Raw genomic sequence first — 23658 nt, 5'->3', positions numbered from 1 at the left:
GTGCCCGGGGCCGGGGCGGCTTCACCGGGCTGCTGCTCGGCTCGGTCAGCCAGGCGGTGCTGCATCACGCCCACTGCCCTGTCGCGGTGGTGCGGGGCGGAGCGGGCGTTCATCACTGACCGCGTCCGGTGCCCATGTCGCCGATGTCCCTGTGGTTCTCCCCGCGGGGTCCTGAATCAGGTCTTCCGCGGACGCCGTTGGCCGGGGCCGGCATCATCCCGCCGCGCGCCGAAGGGGCGACGTCGGCACACCTGTGCCTCGGTCGTGTTGGACGCGGCAGAATCCGTCGTGACCTTGACGCGGGGGCTCGGGCACTCCTCGCCTGCGATCACCCTTGGTTACTATGCTCACTTCATGCCGGAGGCCGGAAGCAAGGGGCGAACCGCCATCGACGGACCCGGAGTCCCTGGAAGCGGGGGAACCGCATGCCGGTCGAAACTCCCCAGATTCTCCCGAGGGCCGTCGACGGGCGATTCCCGCTGCGGCGCCTCCCCGGCAGCGTTCGTGGATTACAGGGTTGAAGAAACGGGAGGCCTGGGAAAATGCTGAAAGAGGTCACCGTGAACCGCTATCTCACGCCCCTGCGTGAGGGCGGCTCGCTGCCCGGACTCGTCGAGGCCGACGACCTCGGGACCTACGTCGTGAAGTTCACCGGCTCCGCGCAGGGCCGCAAGGCGCTGGTCGCGGAGGTGGTCGTCGGGGGACTGGCGCGCGCCCTCGGGCTGCGCTTCCCCGAGCTGGTCCTCGTCCACTTCGACCCGGAGACCGGCGCCCACGAGCCCCACCAGGAGGTCCAGGACCTGCTGCACGCCAGCGCCGGCCTCAACCTCGGCATGGACTATTTGCCGGGCGCGAAGGACTTCACCCCGGAGACGGCGGCATCGTTCGACGTCGATCCGCTGGAGGCGGGCCGGATCGTCTGGCTGGACGCCCTCACCGTCAACGTGGACCGTACGACGCACAGCTCCAACCTGATGGTCTGGCCCACGTTCGGCATCGCGCCGCCGCACCTGTGGCTGATCGACCACGGTGCCGCCCTGGTCTTCCACCACAGGTGGGACCTGTCGGCGCCGGAGAAGGCGTACGACTTCCGCCGCCACGCCCTCGGCCGCTACGCCCCGGACACCCGCACCGCCGACGCCGAACTGGCGCCCCGCGTGACGCAGGAACTGCTGCGCCAGGTACTGGCCGAGGTACCGGACGCCTGGCTGGAGGTCGAGGGGGACTTCGCGACCCCCGAGGAGGTCCGGGACGCGTACGTGTCGTACCTCCACGCGCGCGTGCGGGCGTCCGAGTCCTGGCTGCCCACAGAATTCCCAGGCCGGGAGGAACTGGCCGCGGAGGACGCCCAACGTGCGGCGAAGACACAACAGGGCCGGCCGAACTGGCTCAAGCGGGTCCCCGACCTGCACGGCAAACCGGCGGCGGAACAGGATTGGTCGGTGCATCTCGGATGACGGACACACAGACGGCCGGGACCGAGCCGGGCGACGTCCACAGGGTGGAGATCGAGTACTGCACCCAGTGCCGCTGGTTGCCCCGCGCCGCCTGGCTGGCGCAGGAACTCCTCACGACCTTCGAGACCGAGCTGTCGGAACTCTCCCTGAAACCCGGCACCGGTGGCGTCTTCGTCGTACGGGTGAACGACGAGGTGGTGTGGGACCGGCGCGAGCAGGGCTTCCCCGAGCCGACGGCGGTGAAACGGCTCGTACGCGACCGAGTGGCCCCGGGCAGGTCCCTGGGCCACTCGGAGAAATGACGTGCGCCGTGGTCAGCCCTTGAGCTGCTCGTACGCCGGCAGGGTCAGAAAGTCCGCGTAGTCGTCGTCGAGGGCGACCGTGAGGAGCAGGTCATGGGCCTGCTGCCAGTGACCGGCCGTGAAGGCCTCCTCGCCGATCTCGGCGCGGATGTCGGCGAGTTCCTCGGCGGCGACCTCGCGGGCCAGCTCCGGGGTGGCCTTCACCGTGTCCCCGGCGTGCTCGAACTCGACGCCCGCGTTGATCCACTGCCAGATCTGGGAGCGGGAGATCTCTGCGGTGGCCGCGTCCTCCATGAGGTTGAAGATGGCGACCGCGCCGAGCCCGCGCAGCCATGCCTCGATGTAACGGATGCCGACCTGCACGGCGTTGACCAGTCCGTCGTACGTCGGCTTCGCCGTGAGGGAGTCGACGGCGATCAGGTCGGCGGCCTCGACGTGGACGTCCTCGCGGAGGCGGTCCTTCTGGTTCGGCCGGTCGCCGAGGACCGCGTCGAAGGAGGCCATCGCGATCGGGACGAGGTCGGGGTGGGCGACCCAGGAGCCGTCGAAGCCGTCGCCGGCCTCACGGTCCTTGTCGGCCTTGACCTTCTCGAAGGCGACCTTGTTGACCTCTTCGTCGCGCCGGGACGGGATGAACGCCGCCATGCCGCCGATCGCGTGCGCGCCGCGCTTGTGGCAGGTACGGACGAGGAGTTCGGTGTAGGCACGCATGAACGGGGCTGTCATCGTGACGGCGTTGCGGTCCGGGAGGACGAACCTGGCGCCGCCGTCACGGAAGTTCTTGACGATGGAGAACAGGTAGTCCCAGCGGCCCGCGTTCAACCCCGAGGCGTGTTCGCGGAGTTCGTAGAGGATCTCCTCCATCTCGTACGCGGCCGTGATCGTCTCGATGAGGACGGTCGCGCGGACGGTGCCCTGCGGGATGCCGACGTAGTCCTGCGCGAAGACGAACACGTCGTTCCACAGACGGGCTTCGAGGTGCGACTCGGTTTTGGGGAGGTAGAAGTACGGGCCCTTGCCGAGGTCGAGCAGGCGCTGCGCGTTGTGGAAGAAGTAGAGGCCGAAGTCGACCAGGGCGCCCGGCACTTGCTGTCCGTCGAGCTGGAGGTGGCGCTCGTCGAGGTGCCAGCCGCGGGGGCGCATGACGACGGTCGCGAGTTCGTCGTTCGCCTTGAGGGCGTAGGACTTGCCGCTCTTCGGGTCGGTGAAGTCGATGCTGCGGGTGTACGCGTCGACCAGGTTGACCTGACCGAGAACCACGTTCTCCCAGGTCGGCGCGGAGGCGTCCTCGAAGTCCGCGAGCCAGATCCTCGCGCCCGAGTTGAGGGCGTTGATCGTCATCTTGCGGTCGGTCGGGCCGGTGATCTCGACGCGCCGGTCGTTCAGGGCCGCGGGAGACGGGGCGACCCGCCAGGAGCCGTCGGCGCGGATCGCGGCCGTCTCGGGGAGGAAGTCGAGGGTCGAGGTGCGGGCGATCTCGGCGCGGCGCTCCGCACGGCGGGCGAGGAGCTCGTCACGCCGGGGTGTGAACCGCCGGTGCAGCTCGGCCACGAAGGCGAGTGCCGCGTCGGTGAGCACCTCTTCCTGCCGGGGCAGGGGCTCGGCGTCGACGATGGCCAGCGGGGACGGCGCTGGTGCGGACATGAGCGGTCACTTCCTTCAGCGGGCTGCTGTGGGCTGCTGGGAACGGATGTTTCTGATCAGTGGATGTTAGTTTCCTCATCGTGGAAGTTCAATAATTTGTTGACGTCGAGATCCTTCGTGGCGAGGAGCCGTCATTCCAGGCGGTCCAGGTCTGCGGCGGTGTCGATGTCGTACGGCTGCCCCACATCACCGCACTCGACGAGTGTGATCGCGTCGTCGTGAGTCCTGAGGTAGTCGCGGGCGCCACGGTCGCCGACCGCGGCCGCCGCGACGCCCTCCCAGTGAGCGGCGCCGAACAGGACCGGATGCCCACGCGTTCCGCCGTACGAGGCCGCCGCGAGGGACTCCCGGGAGGTGTACGCGGCGAGGACGCGAGCCATGGCTTCCGGTCCGATGTCCGGCTGGTCGACCAGCGAGACGAGGGCCGCGCGGGCGCCGGTGCCGCGCAGGGACGCCAGCCCGGCCCGCAACGAGGACCCCATGCCCTCCGTCCACTCCGGGTTGTCCACCAGTACGCACCCGGGCAGGACGGCCCGCTTCCGTACGTCGTCGGCCCCTGCCCCGAGGACGACATGGACCGAGGCGCAGCCCGCCGCGCGCAGGGCATCGGCCGCGTGTTCGACGAGGAGGTGCGAGCGGTGTTCGAGTAGGGCCTTGGGCCGTCCGCCGAGTCGCCGCCCCCCGCCCGCCGCGAGCAGCAGCCCCGCCACCTGGTCCGGTTTCTCCGTCATGCCTCCTGCATACCTGACCCGCGCCCGGGACCGGCGGTGTTCGGGGACCGAATTTCGGTCCATGGTGTGGCGCCTGTCGCGAGGGTGGCGTTTACTGTCCCGCGTCTCCGGCACCCGACCGGCGCAACGGGGGTGTGCGGGGCGCACGTGGGGGCCAGTGGGGGAGAGCTGTGTTGCGGAGCTTGGGGCAGAGGTCGGTGGCCGGCAGCGACGACGATCCGAGAGTGGCGGAGTTACGGACCGCGGTGTCCCGGCTGCGCCGTGAACTCGCCGCGCACCCGGCCGAGTTCCCCGACCGTGGCATCGCCGAGGACGAACTGGCCTGTCTGGCCGCGATGGCGATCACCGGCAGCCCCGAAATCCCGCGCCTGCGCCGCTCGTTGCTGCTGATCGCCGGTGCGATCGGCTCGGTCAGCGCACTCGCCCGTGGCCTGTCGGACGTACGCGCGGCGGTGGAGCTGTTCGGGAATCCGCCACGCCGCTGAGCGCTCCGCTGTATTCGCGGTTCGAAGGCCGCGAGCCGGTGGGGGCCGGCCGCGCCCACGCGGCGGAGCCCCATGCCGGCCCGGCCCAGCACCCTCAGGGGCGCTCTACCGCAACGGACTTGACCGATCCCGCTGGTCGACGGCCGGAAGTCAGTGCGCGGGGCTGCCCGAGCTGGCCAGTGCCTCCGACAGTTCTACCGCGACCTGCTTCAGCACGGGCACGATCTTCTCCGTCGCCTCCTCCGTGACCCGGCCCGCCGGGCCCGAGATCGAGATCGCGGCGGCGGTGGGGGAGTCGGGCACGGAGACCGCGAGGCACCGGACGCCGATCTCCTGCTCGTTGTCGTCGACCGCGTAACCGAGGCGGCGTACGTCCTCCAGGGCGGTCAGGAAACCGTCCGGAGTCGTGATCGTCTTCTCCGTCGCGGCCGGCATGCCCGTACGGGCGAGCAGGGAACGCACCTCGTCCGGCGGGACGTTGGCGAGCAGCACCTTGCCGACGCCGGTGGAGTGCGGCAGGACACGCCGGCCCACCTCCGTGAACATGCGCATCGAGTGCTTGGACGGGACCTGCGCCACGTACACGATCTCGTCGCCGTCCAGGAGTGCCATGTTCGCCGTCTCACCGGTCTCCTCGACCAGGCGGGCCAGGTAGGGGCGGGCCCAGGTGCCGAGCAGCCGGGACGCGGACTCGCCCAGGCGGATCAGACGCGGGCCGAGCGCGTACCGGCGGTTGGGCTGCTGTCGTACGTAGCCGCAGACCACGAGCGTGCGCATGAGCCGGTGGATGGTGGGCAGCGGCAGCCCGCTGCTCACGGACAGTTCACTGAGGCCGACCTCACCGCCCGCGTCCGCCATGCGCTCCAGCAGATCGAAGGCGCGCTCCAGGGACTGGACACCACCGCTGGCGGCGGGTTTGGCGGCGTCGGTGGAGCTGGCGCTGGGCGTCGGCACGGCGCGTTCCTTTCACGGCTGACAGGCGATGATGCAGCCTATCGGTCGGTTGCTTGACGGCCTGCTTGTATGTAGCTACGTTCTAATTTCTGGAACTCTAATTCCGTTCTGTGGAAACATCCAGGTGGCCGCCCGGAGTGGCTCTTGACGGTATGGCGCGGGCGGTGAAGACTCCTTCAACAGAACGTTGAATTCCGTTTCGTGGAAGTTGACGGCGGGATCGGCGGCGACAGAGAGGGGTCCGGGTGTCCGACATCGAACTGGTGCTGCGCTCGACGCGCGTCATCACGCCCGAGGGGACGCGCGCGGCCACCGTCGCGGTCGCCGACGGCCGGATCGCGGCCGTACTCCCGTACGAGGCCGACGTACCGTCCGGCGCGCGCCTGGAGGACTTCGGCGGCGACGTCCTGCTGCCCGGCCTCGTCGACACCCACGTGCACGTCAACGACCCCGGACGCACGGAGTGGGAGGGCTTCTGGACCGCCACGCGTGCCGCGGCGGCCGGTGGCATCACCACCCTCGTCGACATGCCCCTCAACTCCCTGCCGACGACGACGACGGCCGACCACCTCCGTACGAAGCGGGAAGTGGCCGCGGGCAAGGCGCACATCGACGTCGGCTTCTGGGGCGGCGCGCTGCCCGACAACGTCAAGGACCTGCGCCCCCTGCACGACGCCGGCGTCTTCGGCTTCAAGGCATTCCTGTCGCCGTCCGGCGTGGACGAGTTCCCGCACCTCGACCAGGAGCAACTCGCCCGGTCGATGGCCGAGATCGCGGGCTTCGACGGGCTGCTCATCGTGCACGCCGAGGATCCGCACCACCTCGACGCGGCCCCCCGGCAGGGCGGCCCCGAGTACGCCCACTTCCTCGCCTCGCGCCCGCGCGGCGCGGAGGACAGGGCCATCGCGAACCTGATCGAACAGGCGAAGCGCCTGCACGCGCGCGTACACGTCCTGCACCTGTCGTCGAGCGACGCGCTGCCGCTGATCGCCGCGGCGAAGGCGGAGGGCGTGCGGATCACGGTGGAGACGTGTCCCCACTACCTGACCCTCACCGCCGAGGAAGTCCCGGACGGGGCGAGCGAGTTCAAGTGCTGTCCGCCCATCCGCGAGGCCGCCAACCAGGACCTGTTGTGGCGGGCGCTCGCCGACGGCACGATCGACTGTGTGGTCACCGACCACTCACCGTCCACCGCCGACCTCAAGACCGCCGACTTCGCCACGGCGTGGGGCGGCATCTCGGGGCTCCAGCTGAGCCTCGCGGCGGTGTGGACCGAGGCGCGGACGCGAGGCCACTCCCTGGAGGACGTCGTGCGCTGGATGTCCACGCGTACGGCCGCACTGGTGGGCCTCGGCGCACGCAAGGGCGCGATCGAGGCGGGCCGGGACGCCGACTTCGCGGTACTCGCGCCGGACGAGACGTTCACCGTGGACCCGGCGGCCCTGGAGCACCGCAACCGCGTGACGGCGTACGCGGGCCGGACCCTCAGCGGTGTCGTCAGGTCGACGTGGCTGCGCGGCGAACGCATCGTGGCGGACGGCGAGTTCACGGAGCCGAAGGGACAACTCCTCACGCGTACCCCCTGATGGGGTTCCCCTCCGCACCCGCAACGGCCGACTCCGAAGTCCGAAAGGCAGAACTGATCACCGTGACCGCGATTCCGAGCTTCACCGGCGACGCGAACCCCTACGGAGGCGGCGACCCGTATGCGGACTACCGCACCGCGGACTTCCCGTTCACCCAGTACGCCAGCCTCGCCGACCGCCGCCTCGGGGCCGGAGTGATCGCCGCCAACGACGAGTTCTTCGCCGACCGCGAGAACATGCTCGTGCCCGAGCCCGCCGAGTTCGTGCCCGAGCACTTCGGTCACAAGGGCAAGATCATGGACGGCTGGGAGACCCGGCGCCGGCGCGGCGCTTCGGCGGAACACCCGTGGCCGACGGCGGAGGACCACGACTGGGCGCTGGTTCGGCTCGGCGCCCCGGGCGTCGTACGCGGCATCGTGGTCGACACCGCCCACTTCCGCGGCAACTATCCGCAGGCCGTCTCCGTGGAGGGTGTGTCGGTGTCCGGTTCACCGTCCCCGGAGGAACTGCTGGCGGACGACGTGAAGTGGACCCCGCTGGTGCCGCGCACGAAGGTGGGCGGCCACGCGGCGAACGGCTTCGCGGTGTCGCTCGAACAGCGTTTCACACACCTGCGGGTCAACCAGCATCCCGACGGGGGGATCGCGCGCCTGCGGGTGTACGGCGAGGTGGCTCCGGACCCGAAGTGGCTGGCGGCGCTGGGCACCTTCGACGTGGTCGCGCTGGAGAACGGCGGCCGGGCCGAGGACGCGTCCGACCGCTTCTACTCACCGGCGTCGAACACCATCCAGCCGGGGCGCTCACGCAAGATGGACGACGGCTGGGAGACGCGTCGCCGCCGCGACCAGGGCAACGACTGGATCCGCTACCGACTGGTGGCCCGGTCGGAGATCCGGGCCGTCGAGATCGACACGGCGTATCTGAAGGGGAACAGCGCGGGCTGGGCCTCGGTGGCGGTGAAGGACGGCGAGAACGGCGAGTGGACGGAGATCCTCCCGCGCACCCGCCTCCAGCCCGACACCAACCACCGCTTCGTCCTGCCGTCCCCGGCGACCGGCACGCACGCGCGCGTGGACATCTATCCGGACGGAGGGATCTCACGGCTGCGGTTGTTCGGCTCCCTGACGGAGGAGGGCGCGGGGGAACTGGCGGCCCGGCACCGGGAACTCGGCGGCTGAGACCGCCGCCGGCAGGGATGCCGAGGTCGTACGCCCCGGATCCCGCCGACCGATGAGTTGCGGGCGCCGGAGAGGTCTGAGCTGATGACAGCAGACCCCTCCGAGAGAGCAGGCATCCGCCATGGGCACCCTCACCCTCACTTCCTTCGTCACCCTCGACGGCGTCCACCAGGCCCCCGGCGGTCCCAAGGAGGACCCGCGGGACGGCTTCGAGCAGGGCGGCTGGAGCGTTCCGTACGGGGACGAGGACTTCGGGCGGTTCGTCACCGAGGTCTTCGAACGCGTCGACGCCTTCCTCCTGGGCCGTCGTACGTACAACATCTTCGCCTCGTACTGGCCCAAGGTCACCGACCCCGCCGACCCGGTCGCGTCCCGGCTGAACTCCCTGCCGAAGTACGTCGCCTCCTCCACCCTCAGGGACCCCGAGTGGGCCGGCACGACCGTGCTGAGCGGTGATCTCGGCACAGAGGTCGCCGCCCTCAAGGAGCGCACGGACCGTGAGCTCCAGGTGCACGGCAGCGGTGCCCTCGCCCAGTCCCTCCTCGCCCTCGACCTGGTCGACAAGGTCCATCTGCTGACCTTCCCGGTCGTCCTCGGTGCCGGTCGCCGCCTCTTCGCGGAGGGCGCCGTTCCGGTCGCCTTCCGGCACGTGGAAGGCCGTACGACCGGGGCGGGCGTCTCCATCCAGACATACGAGTTCGCGGGCCGCCCGGAGTACGGCACGTACGAGCTTCCGGAGAACGCGTGACGCCCGTGGCGCACGTTAACAGCGCGAAAACTCATCGGACCTCACGGGAAATTCTGCCGACTTGACATTGACATGCCATGGTCTACGCGCGTCATCATGAAGGCATGAGATTCCCCCCACGGATCACTCGCATCGGTGCGGCGGCCGCCGTCCTGTCCGCCCTCCTGGTCGGCGGCACCGTCACCGCCGGCACGGCCGGCGCCGCCACCTCGGCGGTCGGCAGCATCTGTTACGGAGACCTGCCGGCGCAGGCCTACACCACGCTCAACCTGATCGCGAAGGGCGGCCCCTACCCGTACTCGCAGGACGGCGGCGTCTTCCAGAACCGGGAGGGCGTCCTGCCTTCGCAGTCCACCGGCTACTACCACGAGTACACGGTCAAGACCCCCGGCTCCTCCACCCGCGGTGCGCGTCGCATCGTCACCGGTGAGGAGTACCGGGAGGACTACTACACCTCCGACCACTACGTGTCGTTCCGCCTGATCGACTACGGCTGCTGACACCGCTCCTGAGTGAACAGTGCGACCGGCCGGAAGCCCGGTACGGGCCGAATCCCACTTCGGTCCTGCCGAACCCCACTTCGCTCACCCGGGCTTCCGGCTCTCGGCGGCGGCGAACAGCGCGACCGACAGCACGAGCAGTGCCACGCTCGCGTAGATCTCGTAGCCGTCGAAAAAGCCGAGCTTCTGTACGAGGCCCCAACGCAGGTCGGTGAATTCGTGCACCAGGCCCGCGACGCCCTGCACCAGGGCGAGAAAACCGACGACTTCCAGTAACTGCTTCATGCCAGGATCCTCGCCCCGCGGACCCCCCACGTTCATCGGCCGTGGGGCGAGGCCTGTTCCCCCGAAGTCGCCGGTCGCTCCCGTGAACGGCGCCGAAGGTCTGCGGCGCCGCGACTTTGGTCGACGATCACGACTCCGTGAGGGTCGCACGGGCCATCACTGCGTAGATTTGTCGGCCGTGAGCAGTGACAGACCGACGCCCGTTCCCGAGTCACCGACGGCGTTCCCGGGGCGCCGGTGGCTCTTCCCGTCGGCGGTACTCGACGGGCTCGACCCCGACCCCGATCCCGGCCGCCCCGATCCTGCTTCAGGCTCCGCGCGGACGCGGACCGGGCGATTCGCAACGCCCGGACGGCCCCGGCGTACCGCACGCGACTGGGTCGTCGACTTCACCTGCTTCCTGCTGGCCGTCCTCATCGGCGTCCTTGGCGCGGACGCCCTGGCCGACGACCCGAACACCCCCCACGCCCTCGCCGTCGCCGACCAGTGGCTCGGAGCCCTCGCCTGCGCCGCGGTCTGGCTGCGGCGCCGCTGGCCGTTCGGTCTCGCCGTCGCGATGCTCGCGGTCAGCCTCGTGTCGACCACCGCGGGCGGCGCCGGCCTGGTCGCCCTCTTCTCCCTCGCCGTGCACCGGCCCTTCCGGTACGTCGGCCTGGTCAGCGCCGCCTCCGTGGCGGTGATCCCGTTCTTCTACTGGCTGCGCCCCGACCCGGACCTGCCGTACCTCGTCTCGGTGATCCTCAGCGTCCTGCTCACCGCCACCGCGGTCGGCTGGGGCATGTTCGTGCGGTCCAAACGGCAGCTGATGCTGAGCCTGCGGGACAGGCTGCGGCGGGCCGAGACCGAGGCGGCGCTCCGTGCCGAGCAGGCGCAACGGCTCGCCCGCGAGGCCATCGCGCGCGAGATGCACGACGTACTCGCCCATCGGCTCACCCTGCTGAGCGTCCACGCCGGCGCCCTGGAGTTCCGGCCCGACGCACCCCGCGAGGAGGTCGCGCGGGCCGCCGGGGTCATCAGGGAGAGCGCCCACGAGGCACTCCAGGACCTGCGGGAGATCATCGGCGTCCTGCGGGCCGGCGACGCGGAGGAGGCGGGGCGTCCGCAGCCTACGCTGGCCGCGCTCGACAGCCTGGTGACCGAATCCCGCGAGGCCGGCATGAAGATCGTGCTGGACAGCCGGGTCACGGCACCGGCCGCCGTTCCCGCCTCCGTCGGCCGCACCGCCTACCGGATCGTCCAGGAAGGCCTCACGAACGCCCGCAAGCACGCCCCCGGAGCCGCGGTCACGGTGTCCGTCGCGGGCGCCCCGGGCGACGGCCTGACCGTCTTCGTACGCAATCCCGCACCCCCGGGGGAGGTCCCGCACGTCCCCGGCTCCGGACAGGGCCTCATCGGCCTGACCGAGCGCGCGACGCTGGCGGGCGGCCGGCTGGAGCACGGTCCGGAGGCGGACGGGGGAGGGGACGCGGTGGGGGGCGGGGGATTCGCCGTACGGGCCTGGCTGCCGTGGGGTGCCTGACGGGACCGGCCGGCCACGGCGTGGGCCGGGGCTGCGCGGGCCTTCCCGGGCGCGACTGCCTGAAAGAGAAGAGGGCTTTTCAGCCGCGCGCCGTACGTGGTACCACCCGCTGTCCCGCCTCCCCGTACACCCAGGCCGCGGTCTCCTCGATGAACTCGGTCGGGAAGCCCGGCCGGAATCCGGTGCTCTCGTCCAGCTTGGCCACCAGGTCCGCGGGGAGCGTCAGTGCGGCCGCGCCGAGGTTGTCCGTGAGCTGCTCGACCCGGCGCGCGCCCACGATCGGGTGCACGGCGGGGGAGTGGGCCATGGTCCACGCGATCGCCACCTGCGCCGGGGACGCGCCGAGTTCGTCCGCCGCCGACTGCACCGCCCGCGCCACCGCGTGCTCGCGCTCGCCGATCGCGTCCGCCGACAGCCGTACCGACTCGTCGGGGGCGATGCCACGCGCGCGTGTGTACTTGCCGGACAGAATGCCGTTCTGCAGCGGACTCCAGGCCGCCACCGACATCCCGAACGCCTCGGCCATCGGCAGCAGTTCACGCTCGATGTCCCGGTTCAACAGGCTGTACGGCACCTGGAGCGCGGCGAACTGCGACCAACCCCGCCACTCCGCCAGGGTGTTGGCCCGGGACACCACCCAGGCCGGGGCGTCCGAGATACCGACGTACAGCACCTTCCCGGAGCGTACGGCGTCGTCGAGGGCGCGCATGGTCTCCTCGACGGGCGTGGCGCGGTCCCAGATGTGCACCCAGTAGACGTCGACGTAGTCCGTACCGAGCCGGCGCAGACTCGTCTCCAGGGACAGCGTGAGGTTCTTGCGGTGGTTGCCGGCCGCGTTGGGGTCCGCGCCGTCGCGCGAGATCGTGTACTTCGTGGACAGCACGAGCCGGTCGCGCCGCCCCCTGAGGAGTTCGCCCAGGATCGTCTCGCTCGCACCGCCGCGGTAGTTGATCGCGGTGTCGACGACGTTGCCGCCGGCGTTCTCGTACGCGTCGAGGATGCGCGCGCACTCTTCCCTGGGCGCCCCCACGCCGCCCTGCTCACCGAAGGTCATGGCCCCCAGAAAGAGCTCGGAGACGCGCAAGCCGGTCCGGCCGAACAGTCGGTAACGCACGAAAGGCCCCTCATCTCACGGGTGTTCAGGTCGGCAATGTAGCCCGCGCAGCCCGTGTACGTCCGAACGCCGGACAACCGTGATTACGTAGGGCCATGACCGTGATCAGACTGCTCCTCGTCGACGACGACCCCCTGGTACGGGCAGGCCTGTCCTTCATGATGGGGGGCGCCGAGGACATCGAGATCGTCGGCGAGGCCGCAGACGGCGGCGAGGTCGAGGCGCTCGTCGGACGCACCCGCCCGGACGTCGTACTCATGGACATCCGCATGCCGACGGTGGACGGTCTCGCCGCCACCGAACGCCTGCGCGGCCTCAAGGACGCCCCGCAGGTCGTGGTCCTGACCACCTTCCACGCCGACGACCAGGTACTGCGTGCCCTGCGCGCGGGCGCCGCCGGATTCGTCCTCAAGGACACCCCGCCCGCCGAGATCCTGGCCGCGGTACGCCGCGTCGCGGCCGGGGACCCCGTTTTGTCGCCCGCGGTGACCCGCCGGCTGATGGCCCACGCGGCGGGCGGCACGGCCGACACCCGGCGGCTCGGCGCCCGGGAGCGGATCGGAGCGCTGAACGACCGGGAACGCGAGGTCGCGGTCGCCGTCGGCCAGGGCCGGTCGAACGCGGAGATCGCCGCCGCCCTGTTCATGAGCGTCTCCACCGTCAAGACACACGTCTCCCGCATCCTCGCCAAGCTCGACCTCAACAACCGAGTGCAGGTCGCCCTGTTGGTGTACGACGCGGGACTCCTGGAACAGGACGGGTACTAGCTGGAACCTGCCCGGCGGATCATGCCGGAGACGCCGGGCCGTGGTGATCAGCCGCTCCGCGGCGGGCGCCGTCCGCGGCGTTCGTCGGGGTTGCCGGCTCCCCGTACGCCCCGGTCGCCTTCCCGACGAGGCAGCGCAGCCGTCATCCGGCCCGATCCGCCGGCAGACACCGGCCGACTACGGCAGACGGTCGCCGCCGCCCTCTTCGGCTCTCATTCCCACCCGCCCGGAATCTCGGCGAGGTGTACGGGCCTGCGCTCCCGTCTGGACAGTTCGCAGGCCTCGGCGACGCGCAGGGCCTGGAGCGCCTCGCGGCCGTCGCACGGGTTGGCCCGCTCGCCGCGCACCACCTCCACGAAGGCCGACAGCTCGGCCTCGTAGGCGGGGCCGAAGCGCTCCAGGAAGCCCATGTACGGCTTGCTCGCGGCCGGCGGTCCGGCCGGTTCGGTGGACGCGATGGGCGTACGGTCGTCCAGGCCGGCGCCGACCTGGTCCAGCTCGCCCGCCAGCTCCATGCGGACGTCGTAGCCCGCGCCGTTCATACGCGTCGCCGTCGCCGTGGCGAGCGTGCCGTCGTCCAGGGTGAGTACCGCCGCGGCCGTATCGATGTCGCCCGCGTCGCGGAACATCGAGGGTCCGGCGTCCGACCCGGTCGCGTACACCTCTACGATCTCGTGCCCCGTCACCCAGCGCAGGATGTCGAAGTCGTGGATCAGGGTGTCCCGGTACAGCCCGCCGGACAGCGGCAGATACTCGGGCGGGGGCGGTGTCTGGTCCGACGTCGTCATGCGCACGGTGTGCAGACGGCCGAGCTTCCCGGAGCGCACGGCCTCGCGGGCGCCCGTGTAGCCGGTGTCGAAACGGCGCTGGAAGCCCATCTGGAGGATCGTTCCGGCCGCCTCCACCTCGGCGATCGCGGCCAGGGTGCCAGGCAGATCGAGCGCGATGGGCTTCTCGCAGAACACCGGAAGACCCGAGCGTGCTGCCCGACCGATCAGTTCGGCGTGGGCCGAGGTGGACGCCGTGATCACGACGGCGTCCACGCCCCAGGTGAAGATCTCGTCGACACCCGGCGCGGCCGTCGCTCCTAAGCGGTGCGCGAGATCCTGTGCCCGCCCGCTGTCCGCGTCCGTGACGATGAGCGAGCCCCCGACCTCGCGGTGGCGGCTGAGGGTGTTTGCGTGAAATGTACCGATGCGGCCTGTCCCGATGACTCCGATGCGCATAAGAAACAAACTGGGGTCCGACCAGGCACGCTGTCAATGCGTATGTCCGGACAACCGAACTACACGACTTCCCGTCAACAGTCCCCGGAGCTACGCTCGGCCCGTGCCGAAACCAGATGTGGATCCGACAGCGCCGCTGGAGCTCAGTGTGGACCGGAGCAGTCCGGTGCCGCTCTACTTCCAGCTGTCCCAGCAGCTCGAAGCCGCGATCGAGCACGGAGCGCTCACCCCCGGCAGTCTGCTGGGCAACGAGATAGAGCTGGCCGGGCGGCTCGGCCTGTCCCGCCCCACCGTGCGCCAGGCCATCCAGTCCCTCGTGGACAAGGGCCTCCTCGTACGCCGCAGGGGCGTCGGTACGCAGGTCGTGCACAGTCAGGTCAAGCGCCCCCTGGAACTGAGCAGTCTGTACGACGACCTGGAGGCGGCGGGCCAGCGCCCCGCGACCAAGGTCATCGTCAACACGGTCGTGCCGGCCTCCGCCGAGGTCGCCGCAGCGCTCAACGTGGCCGAGGGCAGCGACGTACACCGCGTGGAACGCCTGCGGATGGCGCACGGCGAGCCGATGGCGTACCTCTGCAACTACCTGCCGCCCGACCTGTTCGACCTGGCCACCGGCCAGCTGGAGGCCACCGGGCTCTACCGGCTGATGCGCGCCGCCGGGATCACCCTGCACAGTGCCCGGCAGTCGATCGGCGCGCGCGGTGCGACGGCCGAGGAGGCGGAGCGGCTCATGGAGCGCGAGGGCGCCCCGCTGCTCACGATGCAGCGCACGACGTTCGACGACACGGGCCGCGCCGTCGAGTTCGGCACCCACACCTACCGTCCGACGCGCTATTCGTTCGAGTTCCAGCTACTGGTACGCCCCTAGGGAGGGGACGTAGCCCCTCCCCAGGGGCCCGCGGAACTGCGCGAGCAACCCACAACCCACCCGCACCCGGCAAACATCCCGCACCGCCCCATCGCTCCCCCGCACCGCACCCGCATTGCCGGTGAGGCACAATCACTTTCGATGAGCAGCTACCGCGACCTCGCACTCCCCAGGGCACTGGCCGGCTCCGCCCGAGAGGGCAGCGCCCCCATCGGCTCCCGCAGGGCCGCTGCCCTGCGCACCGTCGGCACGCGTGAGCGCCGTTCCCACCTCACGGCCCCCCGCGTGCCCACCGTCGGCATCGACATCGGCGGCACGAAGGTGATGGCCGGAGTGGTCGACGCCGACGGCAACATCCTGGAGAAACTCCGCGCCGAGACGCCGGACAAGTCCAAGAGCCCCCAGGTCGTCGAGGACACCATCGTCGAGCTGGTCCTGGACCTCTCCGACCGGCACGACGTGCACGCGGTCGGCATCGGCGCGGCCGGCTGGGTCGACGCCGACCGCAACCGCATTCTGTTCGCGCCCCACCTGTCGTGGCGCAACGAGCCCCTGCGAGACCGCATCTCCAGCCGCCTCGCCGTCCCCGTCCTGGTCGACAACGACGCCAACGCCGCCGCCTGGGCCGAGTGGCGCTTCGGCGCGGGGCGCGGTGAGGACGACCTTGTGATGATCACGCTCGGCACCGGTATCGGCGGCGCGATCCTGGAGGACGGCCAGGTCAAGCGCGGCAAGTTCGGTGTCGCCGGCGAGTTCGGCCATATGCAGGTCGTGCCTGGCGGCCACCGCTGCCCGTGCGGCAACCGCGGTTGCTGGGAGCAGTACAGCTCCGGCAACGCGCTGGTCAGAGAGGCGCGCGAACTCGCGGCGGCCGACTCGCCGGTGGCGTACGGGATCATCGAGCACGTCAAGGGCAACATCGCCGACATCACCGGTCCGATGATCACCGAGCTGGCCCGTGAGGGCGACGCCATGTGCATCGAACTGCTCCAGGACATCGGCCAGTGGCTCGGCGTGGGCATCGCCAACCTGGCCGCGGCCCTTGACCCCTCCTGCTTCGTCATCGGCGGCGGCGTCTCCGCGGCAGACGACCTGCTGATCGGCCCCGCCCGGGACGCCTTCCGCCGCCACCTCACCGGCCGCGGCTACCGCCCCGAGGCCCGCATCGCCCGCGCCCAGCTCGGCCCCGAGGCCGGCATGGTGGGCGCCGCCGACCTGGCCCGGCTGGTCGCCCGCCGCTTCCGGCGCGCCAACCGGCGCCGCGTCGAGCGGTACGAGCGCTACGAGAAGTTCGTCGAGACCCGCCGTGCCACCCAGGGGCCGCTGTGACCGCCTCCCTGCCCGGGCGGGCCATGACCCCGGACGAGCCGCCCGACCCGCCCGAGGACCGCGGCCACATGATCCGCCGCCGCGCCCTGACCCTGCTGATCATCGTGCTGCTCATCGGTGTCCCGGCCGGCTATCTGGTGATCTCCGCCAACCAGAGCCGTGACAGCGGCATGGACAAGGAACGGAAGTGGGCGGCGCGCGGCCTCACCGAGGCCTGGCCCTCCAAGGTCCAGCGCCACATCTACGAGGTGCCCGTCCCGCGCCAGGCCGACGGCAGGGGAATCCTGTCGACGAATGTCGCGTACTACGAGACGAACAACTGGCGCACCAGCCGCCTGTACGTCCAGTTCGCGACCACGAACGCGGGGCTGGACCACTTCTTCAAGGCCATGGGCGTGCCCCGCACCAGCCTCAAGAAGAACGAGTTCCCCATCAGCGCCCGCGACCAGAAGATCGTCGGCTGGGAGTTCAAGGAGCCGGGCCCGTGGTGGGGGCTCGCCCACACCCAGAAGAACCCGGCCCCCACGCAGCACATCGTCGTGCAGTGGTCGCGCCCCGACCACTACATGGTGTACGTCGTCTCGCGCACCACCCCCTGACCGGCCGGGGGACGGGCTCAGGGCCCGTCGCCGGGACCGATTGTCAGACCCCGCCCGTACAGTCGAAGACGTCCGACTCGACGGACACGACACGAGGGCGGGAGGTGACGTACGGATGAGCGACGAGGCATCGGCGACAGCGGTCGCGGACGTGTCCGTGCGCCTCGCGGCCGTCTTCCTCCCCGCTCCCCTCCCACGCGAGGGCCGCATCGCGTTCTGGGACCCGACAGGGGACACGGGCCTTCCGGACGAGGGCGACGGTCGTACGGAACTGACGGTCGTACGACGCCACGGCACCGGCGTCCGCCGCCGGCCCACCCCCGCCCTGACGCTGCCCGTCGACGCGGCTTTGCCGCTCCTGGTACGCGCCCGCCGCGACCCCGCCGCCCACCCCGCCACGGCCTGCTGGGGCGCCGCCGCGCTGCACGCCCTGCGGCTCACGGCCCGCGGCAGGCTGCTGCCCGGGCTCACCCCCGCCGGCCACGACGCCTGGCGCGCGGGCCCGCTGGACCCCGACGACATCGCCCACCTGAGGGCCATCGCCGCAGCCCTGCCGTACGAGGGTCACGCGGTCCCGCTCCCGGGCCCCGGACCCCTGCTGCTGCCCGAGCCGGAGGCGCTGCTGCGCGCCTTCCTGGACGCCGTCGCGGACACTCTGCCACGCACGCCGGCGGCCCCGTACGCGGCGGGGATGCCCTTCGCCGCGCGCCCGGCCCAGCGCCTGCCGGACGCCCACGACTGGGCGGCGGAGGTCGCCGCGGGCATGGACGCGGGCGTGCGGATCTCACTCCGCCTCGACCTGTCGGCATACGAACTGTTCGACGACCCCGACCGGGTGCGCAGCGCGGGAGCGGCGGTCGTCCAGGTGCACAGCCTCGCCGACCCCACCCTGGTGACCGACGCGGCAACCCTGTGGGCGGGCACCGCGGACGTGGCCTTCGGGACACGCGCCCGCGTGGACGCCGCCCTCGCGGTGCGCCGCGCGGCCCGCGTCTGGCCCCCGCTCGACCGGCTCACCGAGCAGGACGAGCCCGACGTCCTGGCCCTCTCCGAGGAGGAGCTGTACGACCTGCTCGGAGTGGCCGCGACCCGGCTCGCCGCCGCCGGCGTCGCCGTGCACTGGCCCCGGGACCTGGCCCAGGACCTGACCGCCCAGGCCGTCGTACGCCCGGCGCCCGGCTCGGCGAAGGACGGCACCGGCTTCTTCGAGAGCGAGGAACTCCTCCAGTTCCGCTGGCAGCTGGCGCTCGGCGGCGATCCGCTCACCGAGGCCGAGATGGACGCGCTGGCGGAGGCCCACCGCCCCGTCGTACGCCTCAAGGACCAGTGGGTGCTCGTCGACCCGGCCCTCGTCCGCAAGGCACGCAAGCGCGAACTGGGCCTGCTCGACCCGGTCGACGCGCTCTCCGCGGCACTCACCGGCCATGTGGAGGTCGACGGCGAGACCGTCGAGGCGGTCCCGGTCGGCGCGCTGGCGACCCTGCGCGACCGGCTCACGGCAGGCGTCACCCCCGTGGAACCGCCCCCGGGACTGCGGGCCCGCCTCCGGGACTACCAACTCCGGGGACTGGCCTGGCTGGACCTCATGACCTCCCTCGGCCTCGGCGGCTGCCTCGCCGACGACATGGGGCTCGGCAAGACGATCACCGTCATCGCCCTGCACCTGCGGCGGGCCCGCGACGAACCGACGCTGGTCGTCTGCCCGGCCTCCCTGCTGGGCAACTGGCAGCGCGAGATCACGAAGTTCGCGCCCGGCGTCCCCGTCCGCCGCTACCACGGCCCCGACCGCACCCTGGAGGACATGACGGGCGGCTTCGTCCTCACGACGTACGGCACCATGCGCTCGACGGCACCCAGGCTGGCCCAGCAGCCGTGGGGGATGGTCGTCGCGGACGAGGCGCAGCACGTCAAGAACCCGTACTCGGCGACAGCGAAGGCGCTGCGCACGATCCCGTCCCCCGCACGCGTGGCGCTCACCGGCACCCCCGTGGAGAACAACCTCTCCGAACTCTGGGCGCTGCTCGACTGGACCACCCCGGGCCTCCTGGGCCCCCTGAAGTCCTTCCGCGCCCGGCACGCGCGCGCGGTGGAGACCGGTGAGGACGAGGAGGCGGTGGCCCGGCTCGCCCGCCTGGTCCGCCCGTTCCTCCTGCGCCGCAAGAAGTCCGACCCGGGCATCGTCCCGGAACTGCCGCCGAAGACGGAGACGGACCACCCGGTCCCCCTGACCCGTGAACAGGCAGCGCTGTACGAGGCGGTGGTGCGCGAGTCGCTGCTGGCCATCGAGACGGCGGACGGCATCGCGCGCCGGGGCCTGGTACTGAAGCTGCTGACCGCCCTCAAGCAGATCTGCGACCACCCCGCTCTGTACCTGAAGGAGGAGGGGCCGACACCCGCCGCGAGCGACCGGCTGGCCGCCCGCTCCGGCAAACTCGCCCTGCTGGACGAGCTGTTGGACACCCTGCTGGCCGAGGACGGCTCGGCCCTGGTGTTCACGCAGTACGTGGGGATGGCCCGCCTGATCACCTCCCACCTCGCGGCCCGCGCGATCCCCGTGGAACTGCTCCACGGCGGCACCCCGGTCCCCGAACGCGAACGCATGGTGGACCGCTTCCAGAGCGGCGAGACCCCGATCCTGATCCTCTCCCTGAAGGCCGCCGGCACGGGTCTGAACCTCACGCGCGCGGGCCATGTCGTCCACTTCGACCGCTGGTGGAACCCGGCGGTCGAGGAACAGGCCACGGACCGCGCGTACCGCATCGGCCAGACCCAGCCGGTCCAGGTGCACCGCCTGATCACCGAGGGCACGGTCGAGGACCGCATCGCGGAGATGCTGGAGTCCAAGCGGGCCCTGGCCGACGCGATCCTGAGCTCCGGGGAATCGTCCTTCACGGAACTGACGGATCGCGACCTGTCCGACCTGGTCTCACTGCGGAGGGCGGTGTGATGCCGGCAGAGGAGCGAGGGGAACGAGAGGGAGCGCCCGGCGCGACGGGGGAGGAGCCGGTGTCGGACGGGAACTCCCCGACGGCCGGGCCCGAGCGGGACCGGCCCGCCGACGCCGCCCGCAGGGCGTTGCGGGCGGCGCGGGAACGCGCGGGTCAGGAGACGCCCGCGACACCCGGCGCGACACCGGGGGCGGAGTCCGCGCGGGGCGAGGAAGAGGCGGGAGCCGGGAGGCATGCTGAGCCGGAGCGGCCTGGGCAGCGCAGGACGCCTGAGAAGACGGCGGAATCCGTGGGGCGTGAGGCGCGGCCGGGGGACCTGGCACGCGCGGCTCTGCGGGGCGCTCCGACGCCGGTCGGGGGTGAGCACCCGGCCGGCGCCTCGGCAGGGCTCGGCCCGCAGGCTCCGGAGGTTCCGCAGGCCCGTACCGACACAGGAGACCGCCAGGGCGGGCGTCCTGGTGATGTCGCCCGTGAGGCCTTGCGCGCCGCGCGTGGGGAGGCACGGCGGGCCCTCCGCGACGCGGAGACGACGCGGGTCCAGGCCACTCGGCGGCCCGTCCGGCCCGTGCCCGAGCGGGACATACGTGATCAAAGTCCCGGGGACCGGACGCGTGACGTACGGGAACTGCTCGCCGGTTCCTTCCAGTTGCCCACCGACGGGTTCCCGGCGGCTGCGGACGACGAGCTGCCCACGGACACGTCATCGCCGATGACCGTGGGCGATGTCCTGCGAGCCGTCGCTTCGCCGGCCTCGCGGGACCGCTCCTCGGGTGCCGGGGCTCCAGAGGCGTCACCTGGCCGGTCGCGGAACACCGCCAGGTTCCGGCAGCCGGCGGCCCCCGACGGTCCCCCCGACACCGCACGCACCGTCTCCTCGCCCTCCTCCATGGCCGCCCCCGGCCGGGACGGCGAGCTGCGCCGCACCTTCCCCGCCCTGCGGGCCACGGGGAAGCACAAGGCGTCCGAGCGGGCCGGCTTCGCGGAGAGCTGGTGGGGGAACGCCTGGGTGGCCGCCCTGGAGGAGGGCGCGTTGGACGCCGCCCGGCTGGTGCGGGGGCGCGGGTACGCCGAGAAGGGGCACGTCGACGCCATCACCGTGACACCGGGGCTCGTACTCGCCTATGTGCAGGGCTCCCGGCCCCGGCCGTACCGCGTACAGGTGCGGCTGCGTACGCTCGGCGACAAGGAGTGGGAGCGGTTCCTGGACGCCGCGGTGGAGCGGCCCGGGCACATCGCGGCGCTGCTCGACAAGGAGATGCCCCAGTCCCTCGCCGACTGCGGGGCTCCACTGCTGCCCGGCCCCGGCGACCTCGAACCCCTGTGCAGCTGCCCCGACTCCGGGCACCCCTGCAAGCACGCGGCCGCCCTCTGCTACCAGACCGCCCGCCTCCTCGACGCCGACCCCTTCGTCCTGCTCCTCCTGCGGGGCCGGGGCGAACGGGCGGTGCTCGACGAACTGTCCCGGCGCAACGCGGCCCGTGCCGCCCAGGAGCACCAGCCGGCGTCCTTTCCCGGGGTCCGGGCCTCCGAAGCGCTCGTGCCGCGTACGCTCCCGCCGCTCCCGGCCCCGCTGCCTCCCCGCCCGCACCCCGAGCCGCCCCCGGCCTATCCAGCGGCGCCGGGCGGCCCGGACCCCTTCGCGCTGGACCAGCTGGCGACGGACGCCGCCGCCCGCGCCCACACGCTGCTCACCACCGGCCACGACCCGGTCGGTGAACTGACCCTGTGGCAGGACGCCGTACGGCTCGCCGCCGCCCGCCCCGGCTCAGGCCTCACCGCAGGCACCCGTGCCCTCTACTCCTCGCTCGCCCGAGCCGCCGGCCGCACCCCGGCCGAACTGTCGCGTGCGGTGGCCGCCTGGCGGCAGGGCGGGCTCGACGGACTCGCGGTCCTCGAAGAGGCCTGGGACCCGCCTGCCGGCCGGTTCGACCGCGCCCGCCCCCTCCTCCTCGCCGCCGACCTCCCCGCCTTCAGACCCCGGCGCAACCACCTCACCCACCCGCGCGGCCACATACAGCTGCGCCTGGGCCGCGACGGTCTCTGGTACGCGTACGAGTCCGAGCCGGGCGACGACGACTGGTGGCCCCGAGGCACCCCCGACCTGGACCCGGTCGGCGCCCTCACCGGTCTCGGCGGCCCGACGGACACCTGATCCGGGGGTCGGCGCAATCCGGCCCGGAGGAGGATCACTCACGGCGCTGTCGCCCCCTGGTCCCAGGCAGGCATTCGAGGGTTCGCGGCGCGCACGGCGCTGCACCGGGGCCGGGAACGCGCCGCCCGTTCGAAGGCGGGCCCTTCGACAGGCACCCCCACCCTGAGCGGCGCGGGCCGCAGCCGTCCTCGTCGCCGTCGTCGAGGCGCTGCTTCCGGACGAGGCCGGCCGCACCCTCCACCTGGTGCAGCCGAACTTTTGCCTACGGCCGGCCCGGTCCTGTGCTGGCCACGTAGACGGTGTTGGTCGAGGTGCCGCCTTGCAGGGGATTGTCGAAGTCGACGACATGGGCCGCTGATTGCGGGAAGACCGCTGAGAGTGCGGAGCCGAACTGTTCGTCCGGCGGGTCGTTCGACCACAGGGCGAAGACCCCGTTGGGGTGGAGGTGTTCGCTGAGAGCGCGGAGCCCGGCAGGCTGGTAGAGCGCCGCGTGACGAGGGTGGAGAACGTGGCGCGGCGAGTGGTCGACATCCAGCAGGATGCCGTGGAAGAGGCGGCCCGGCTCGCTCGGGTCCAGACCGCGCGAATCGGCCGCCATCGCGAAGAAGTCACCCTGCACCAGGCGGCAGCGGGCGTCCGAAGTCAGCCGGGCACCGAGCGGGACCAGGCCCCGCTGATGCCAGTCGATGACTTCGGCGAGCGTGTCGATCACGGTCAGCGAGCGCACCCGGGGGTCGTCCAGCACAGCCTGGGCGGTGTACCCGAGTCCGAGTCCGCCGACGGCGATGTCCAGTTCGCTGCCGGGCAGTTTCGCCAGTCCGAGTTCCGCAAGGGCGATCTCCCCGCTGGTGAAGAGGCTGGACATCAGGAACTCGTCGCCGAGCTTCACCTCGTACACATCGGTGCCCGATGCCGGGTCGCGCCGACGCCGCAGGCTGATGTCGCCCATCGCTGTCGGGCGCCAGTCGATCTCCTCGAAACGCGCGCTCATCCGTTTGCCTTTCTGACGCACCGTCGGTCCTCGTAACCGGTGCCTGGAACACCGCTCCGCGCACGTGTGGACGCAGGTGCGAGACCGTCCCTGCTGCCGGCGGGGCAGCAGGGCAGGAGCGGGGGAAGTGGGCCGCCGGTCAGGCGTCGATGATGACGGGGATGATGAGGGGCCTGCGTCGGTGGGTACGGAAGGCCCAGTTCGCCACGGCACGGGCGATGAGCTGTTCCAACTGGCGTGCGTCGCCGACGCCCTCCTGGGCGGCGGTGGCCAGC

Annotated in this window: 23 protein-coding genes; 15 read left to right on the top strand and 8 right to left on the bottom strand. The window is 71.7% G+C overall.

From position 1 onward, the window contains the following. The 3 genes from RB628_RS32840 to RB628_RS32825 form a co-directional block, all read left to right on the top strand. Positions 1–119: universal stress protein (locus RB628_RS32840; protein ID WP_318324265.1), on the top strand; the 119-nt coding region annotated here is incomplete at its 5' end. Positions 120–542: 423 nt separating this feature from the next. Continuing rightward, positions 543–1457 carry a HipA family kinase gene (locus tag RB628_RS32830; RefSeq protein WP_318324262.1) on the top strand — a complete coding sequence of 305 codons (915 nt, stop codon included), beginning with the start codon at positions 543–545 and terminating at the stop codon, positions 1455–1457. Beyond that, positions 1454–1759 (top strand): Rdx family protein, encoded by a 306-nt coding sequence (locus RB628_RS32825; protein WP_318324261.1) that lies wholly within the window; start codon positions 1454–1456, stop codon positions 1757–1759. Before RB628_RS32830 ends, RB628_RS32825 begins: the two co-directional genes overlap by 4 nt. 12 nt (positions 1760–1771) lie before the next feature. Here RB628_RS32825 and aceB read toward each other — a convergent pair whose 3' ends face one another. Beyond that, a complete protein-coding gene (gene aceB / locus RB628_RS32820; RefSeq protein WP_318324260.1) occupies positions 1772–3403 on the bottom strand; it encodes a malate synthase A in 1632 nt (543 codons plus the stop codon). Positions 3404–3534: 131 nt separating this feature from the next. After that, positions 3535–4134 (bottom strand): nucleotidyltransferase family protein, encoded by a 600-nt coding sequence (locus tag RB628_RS32815; protein WP_318324259.1) that lies wholly within the window; start codon positions 4132–4134, stop codon positions 3535–3537. Positions 4135–4304: 170 nt separating this feature from the next. Between RB628_RS32815 and RB628_RS32810 the strand changes: the two genes are divergently transcribed. Beyond that, a complete protein-coding gene (locus RB628_RS32810) occupies positions 4305–4619 on the top strand; it encodes a DUF5955 family protein (RefSeq protein WP_318324258.1) in 315 nt (104 codons plus the stop codon). A 150-nt stretch (positions 4620–4769) separates the two neighbouring features. On the opposite strand, the gene RB628_RS32805 is transcribed toward RB628_RS32810, so the two are convergent. Further along, a complete protein-coding gene (locus RB628_RS32805; protein ID WP_318324257.1) occupies positions 4770–5573 on the bottom strand; it encodes an IclR family transcriptional regulator in 804 nt (267 codons plus the stop codon). Between the two features lie 245 nt (positions 5574–5818). Between RB628_RS32805 and allB the strand changes: the two genes are divergently transcribed. The 4 genes from allB to RB628_RS32785 all read left to right on the top strand — a co-directional run bounded on the left by allB (position 5819) and on the right by RB628_RS32785 (position 9585). Continuing rightward, positions 5819–7159: an allantoinase AllB gene (allB, locus tag RB628_RS32800; RefSeq protein ID WP_318324256.1), complete on the top strand. Its 1341-nt coding sequence runs from the start codon at positions 5819–5821 to the stop codon at positions 7157–7159. A gap of 62 nt (positions 7160–7221) precedes the next feature. After that, positions 7222–8337 carry an allantoicase gene (gene alc, locus RB628_RS32795; RefSeq protein WP_318324255.1) on the top strand — a complete coding sequence of 372 codons (1116 nt, stop codon included), beginning with the start codon at positions 7222–7224 and terminating at the stop codon, positions 8335–8337. 121 nt (positions 8338–8458) lie between these two features. Continuing rightward, on the top strand, positions 8459–9085 hold the full coding sequence (locus tag RB628_RS32790) for a dihydrofolate reductase family protein (protein WP_318324254.1): 627 nt from the start codon (positions 8459–8461) through the stop codon (positions 9083–9085). A gap of 104 nt (positions 9086–9189) precedes the next feature. Next, positions 9190–9585 carry a ribonuclease domain-containing protein gene (locus RB628_RS32785; RefSeq protein WP_318324253.1) on the top strand — a complete coding sequence of 132 codons (396 nt, stop codon included), beginning with the start codon at positions 9190–9192 and terminating at the stop codon, positions 9583–9585. Between the two features lie 84 nt (positions 9586–9669). Here RB628_RS32785 and RB628_RS32780 read toward each other — a convergent pair whose 3' ends face one another. Continuing rightward, entirely contained in the window at positions 9670–9870 is a 201-nt protein-coding gene (locus RB628_RS32780) for a hypothetical protein (RefSeq protein ID WP_318324252.1), read from the bottom strand. A gap of 169 nt (positions 9871–10039) precedes the next feature. Between RB628_RS32780 and RB628_RS32775 the strand changes: the two genes are divergently transcribed. After that, entirely contained in the window at positions 10040–11389 is a 1350-nt protein-coding gene (locus RB628_RS32775; protein ID WP_412180759.1) for a histidine kinase, read from the top strand. 79 nt (positions 11390–11468) lie between these two features. On the opposite strand, the gene RB628_RS32770 is transcribed toward RB628_RS32775, so the two are convergent. After that, a complete protein-coding gene (locus tag RB628_RS32770) occupies positions 11469–12503 on the bottom strand; it encodes an aldo/keto reductase (protein ID WP_318324250.1) in 1035 nt (344 codons plus the stop codon). A gap of 95 nt (positions 12504–12598) precedes the next feature. Between RB628_RS32770 and RB628_RS32765 the strand changes: the two genes are divergently transcribed. Then, positions 12599–13270: a response regulator transcription factor gene (locus RB628_RS32765; RefSeq protein ID WP_318324249.1), complete on the top strand. Its 672-nt coding sequence runs from the start codon at positions 12599–12601 to the stop codon at positions 13268–13270. 212 nt (positions 13271–13482) lie between these two features. On the opposite strand, the gene RB628_RS32760 is transcribed toward RB628_RS32765, so the two are convergent. Then, a complete protein-coding gene (locus tag RB628_RS32760) occupies positions 13483–14496 on the bottom strand; it encodes a Gfo/Idh/MocA family oxidoreductase (RefSeq protein WP_318324248.1) in 1014 nt (337 codons plus the stop codon). Positions 14497–14614: 118 nt separating this feature from the next. Here RB628_RS32760 and RB628_RS32755 point away from each other — a divergent pair, with 118 nt between their 5' ends. The 5 genes from RB628_RS32755 (at position 14615) to RB628_RS32735 (ending at position 22392) form a co-directional block, all read left to right on the top strand. Further along, positions 14615–15364: a GntR family transcriptional regulator gene (locus tag RB628_RS32755; RefSeq protein ID WP_318324264.1), complete on the top strand. Its 750-nt coding sequence runs from the start codon at positions 14615–14617 to the stop codon at positions 15362–15364. 141 nt (positions 15365–15505) lie between these two features. Continuing rightward, positions 15506–16693 (top strand): ROK family glucokinase, encoded by a 1188-nt coding sequence (locus RB628_RS32750; protein ID WP_318324247.1) that lies wholly within the window; start codon positions 15506–15508, stop codon positions 16691–16693. After that, positions 16690–17292: a sugar kinase gene (locus RB628_RS32745; RefSeq protein WP_318324246.1), complete on the top strand. Its 603-nt coding sequence runs from the start codon at positions 16690–16692 to the stop codon at positions 17290–17292. The genes RB628_RS32750 and RB628_RS32745 overlap by 4 nt, the downstream gene beginning before the upstream one ends. 115 nt (positions 17293–17407) lie before the next feature. Then, on the top strand, positions 17408–20239 hold the full coding sequence (locus RB628_RS32740; RefSeq protein ID WP_318324245.1) for a DEAD/DEAH box helicase: 2832 nt from the start codon (positions 17408–17410) through the stop codon (positions 20237–20239). Further along, the gene (locus RB628_RS32735; protein WP_412180758.1) at positions 20239–22392 is read left to right on the top strand and encodes an SWIM zinc finger family protein; all 2154 of its coding nucleotides are present in this window, start codon (positions 20239–20241) and stop codon (positions 22390–22392) included. Before RB628_RS32740 ends, RB628_RS32735 begins: the two co-directional genes overlap by 1 nt. A gap of 262 nt (positions 22393–22654) precedes the next feature. Here the strand turns inward: RB628_RS32735 and RB628_RS32730 are convergent, their stop codons facing one another. Both RB628_RS32730 and RB628_RS32725 read right to left on the bottom strand, forming a co-directional pair. Then, positions 22655–23383 carry a spermidine synthase gene (locus tag RB628_RS32730; RefSeq protein WP_318324243.1) on the bottom strand — a complete coding sequence of 243 codons (729 nt, stop codon included), beginning with the start codon at positions 23381–23383 and terminating at the stop codon, positions 22655–22657. A 139-nt stretch (positions 23384–23522) separates the two neighbouring features. Continuing rightward, on the bottom strand, positions 23523–23658 hold a 136-nt coding region (locus tag RB628_RS32725; protein WP_318324263.1), incomplete at its 5' end, for a hypothetical protein.

Origin of the sequence: Streptomyces sp. ADMS, from assembly GCF_033441795.1 — a bacterium.
Taxonomy (GTDB): domain Bacteria; phylum Actinomycetota; class Actinomycetes; order Streptomycetales; family Streptomycetaceae; genus Streptomyces.
The sequence above is the reverse complement of the archived record's forward strand: the minus strand, read 5'-3'. Positions and strand labels throughout refer to the sequence as shown.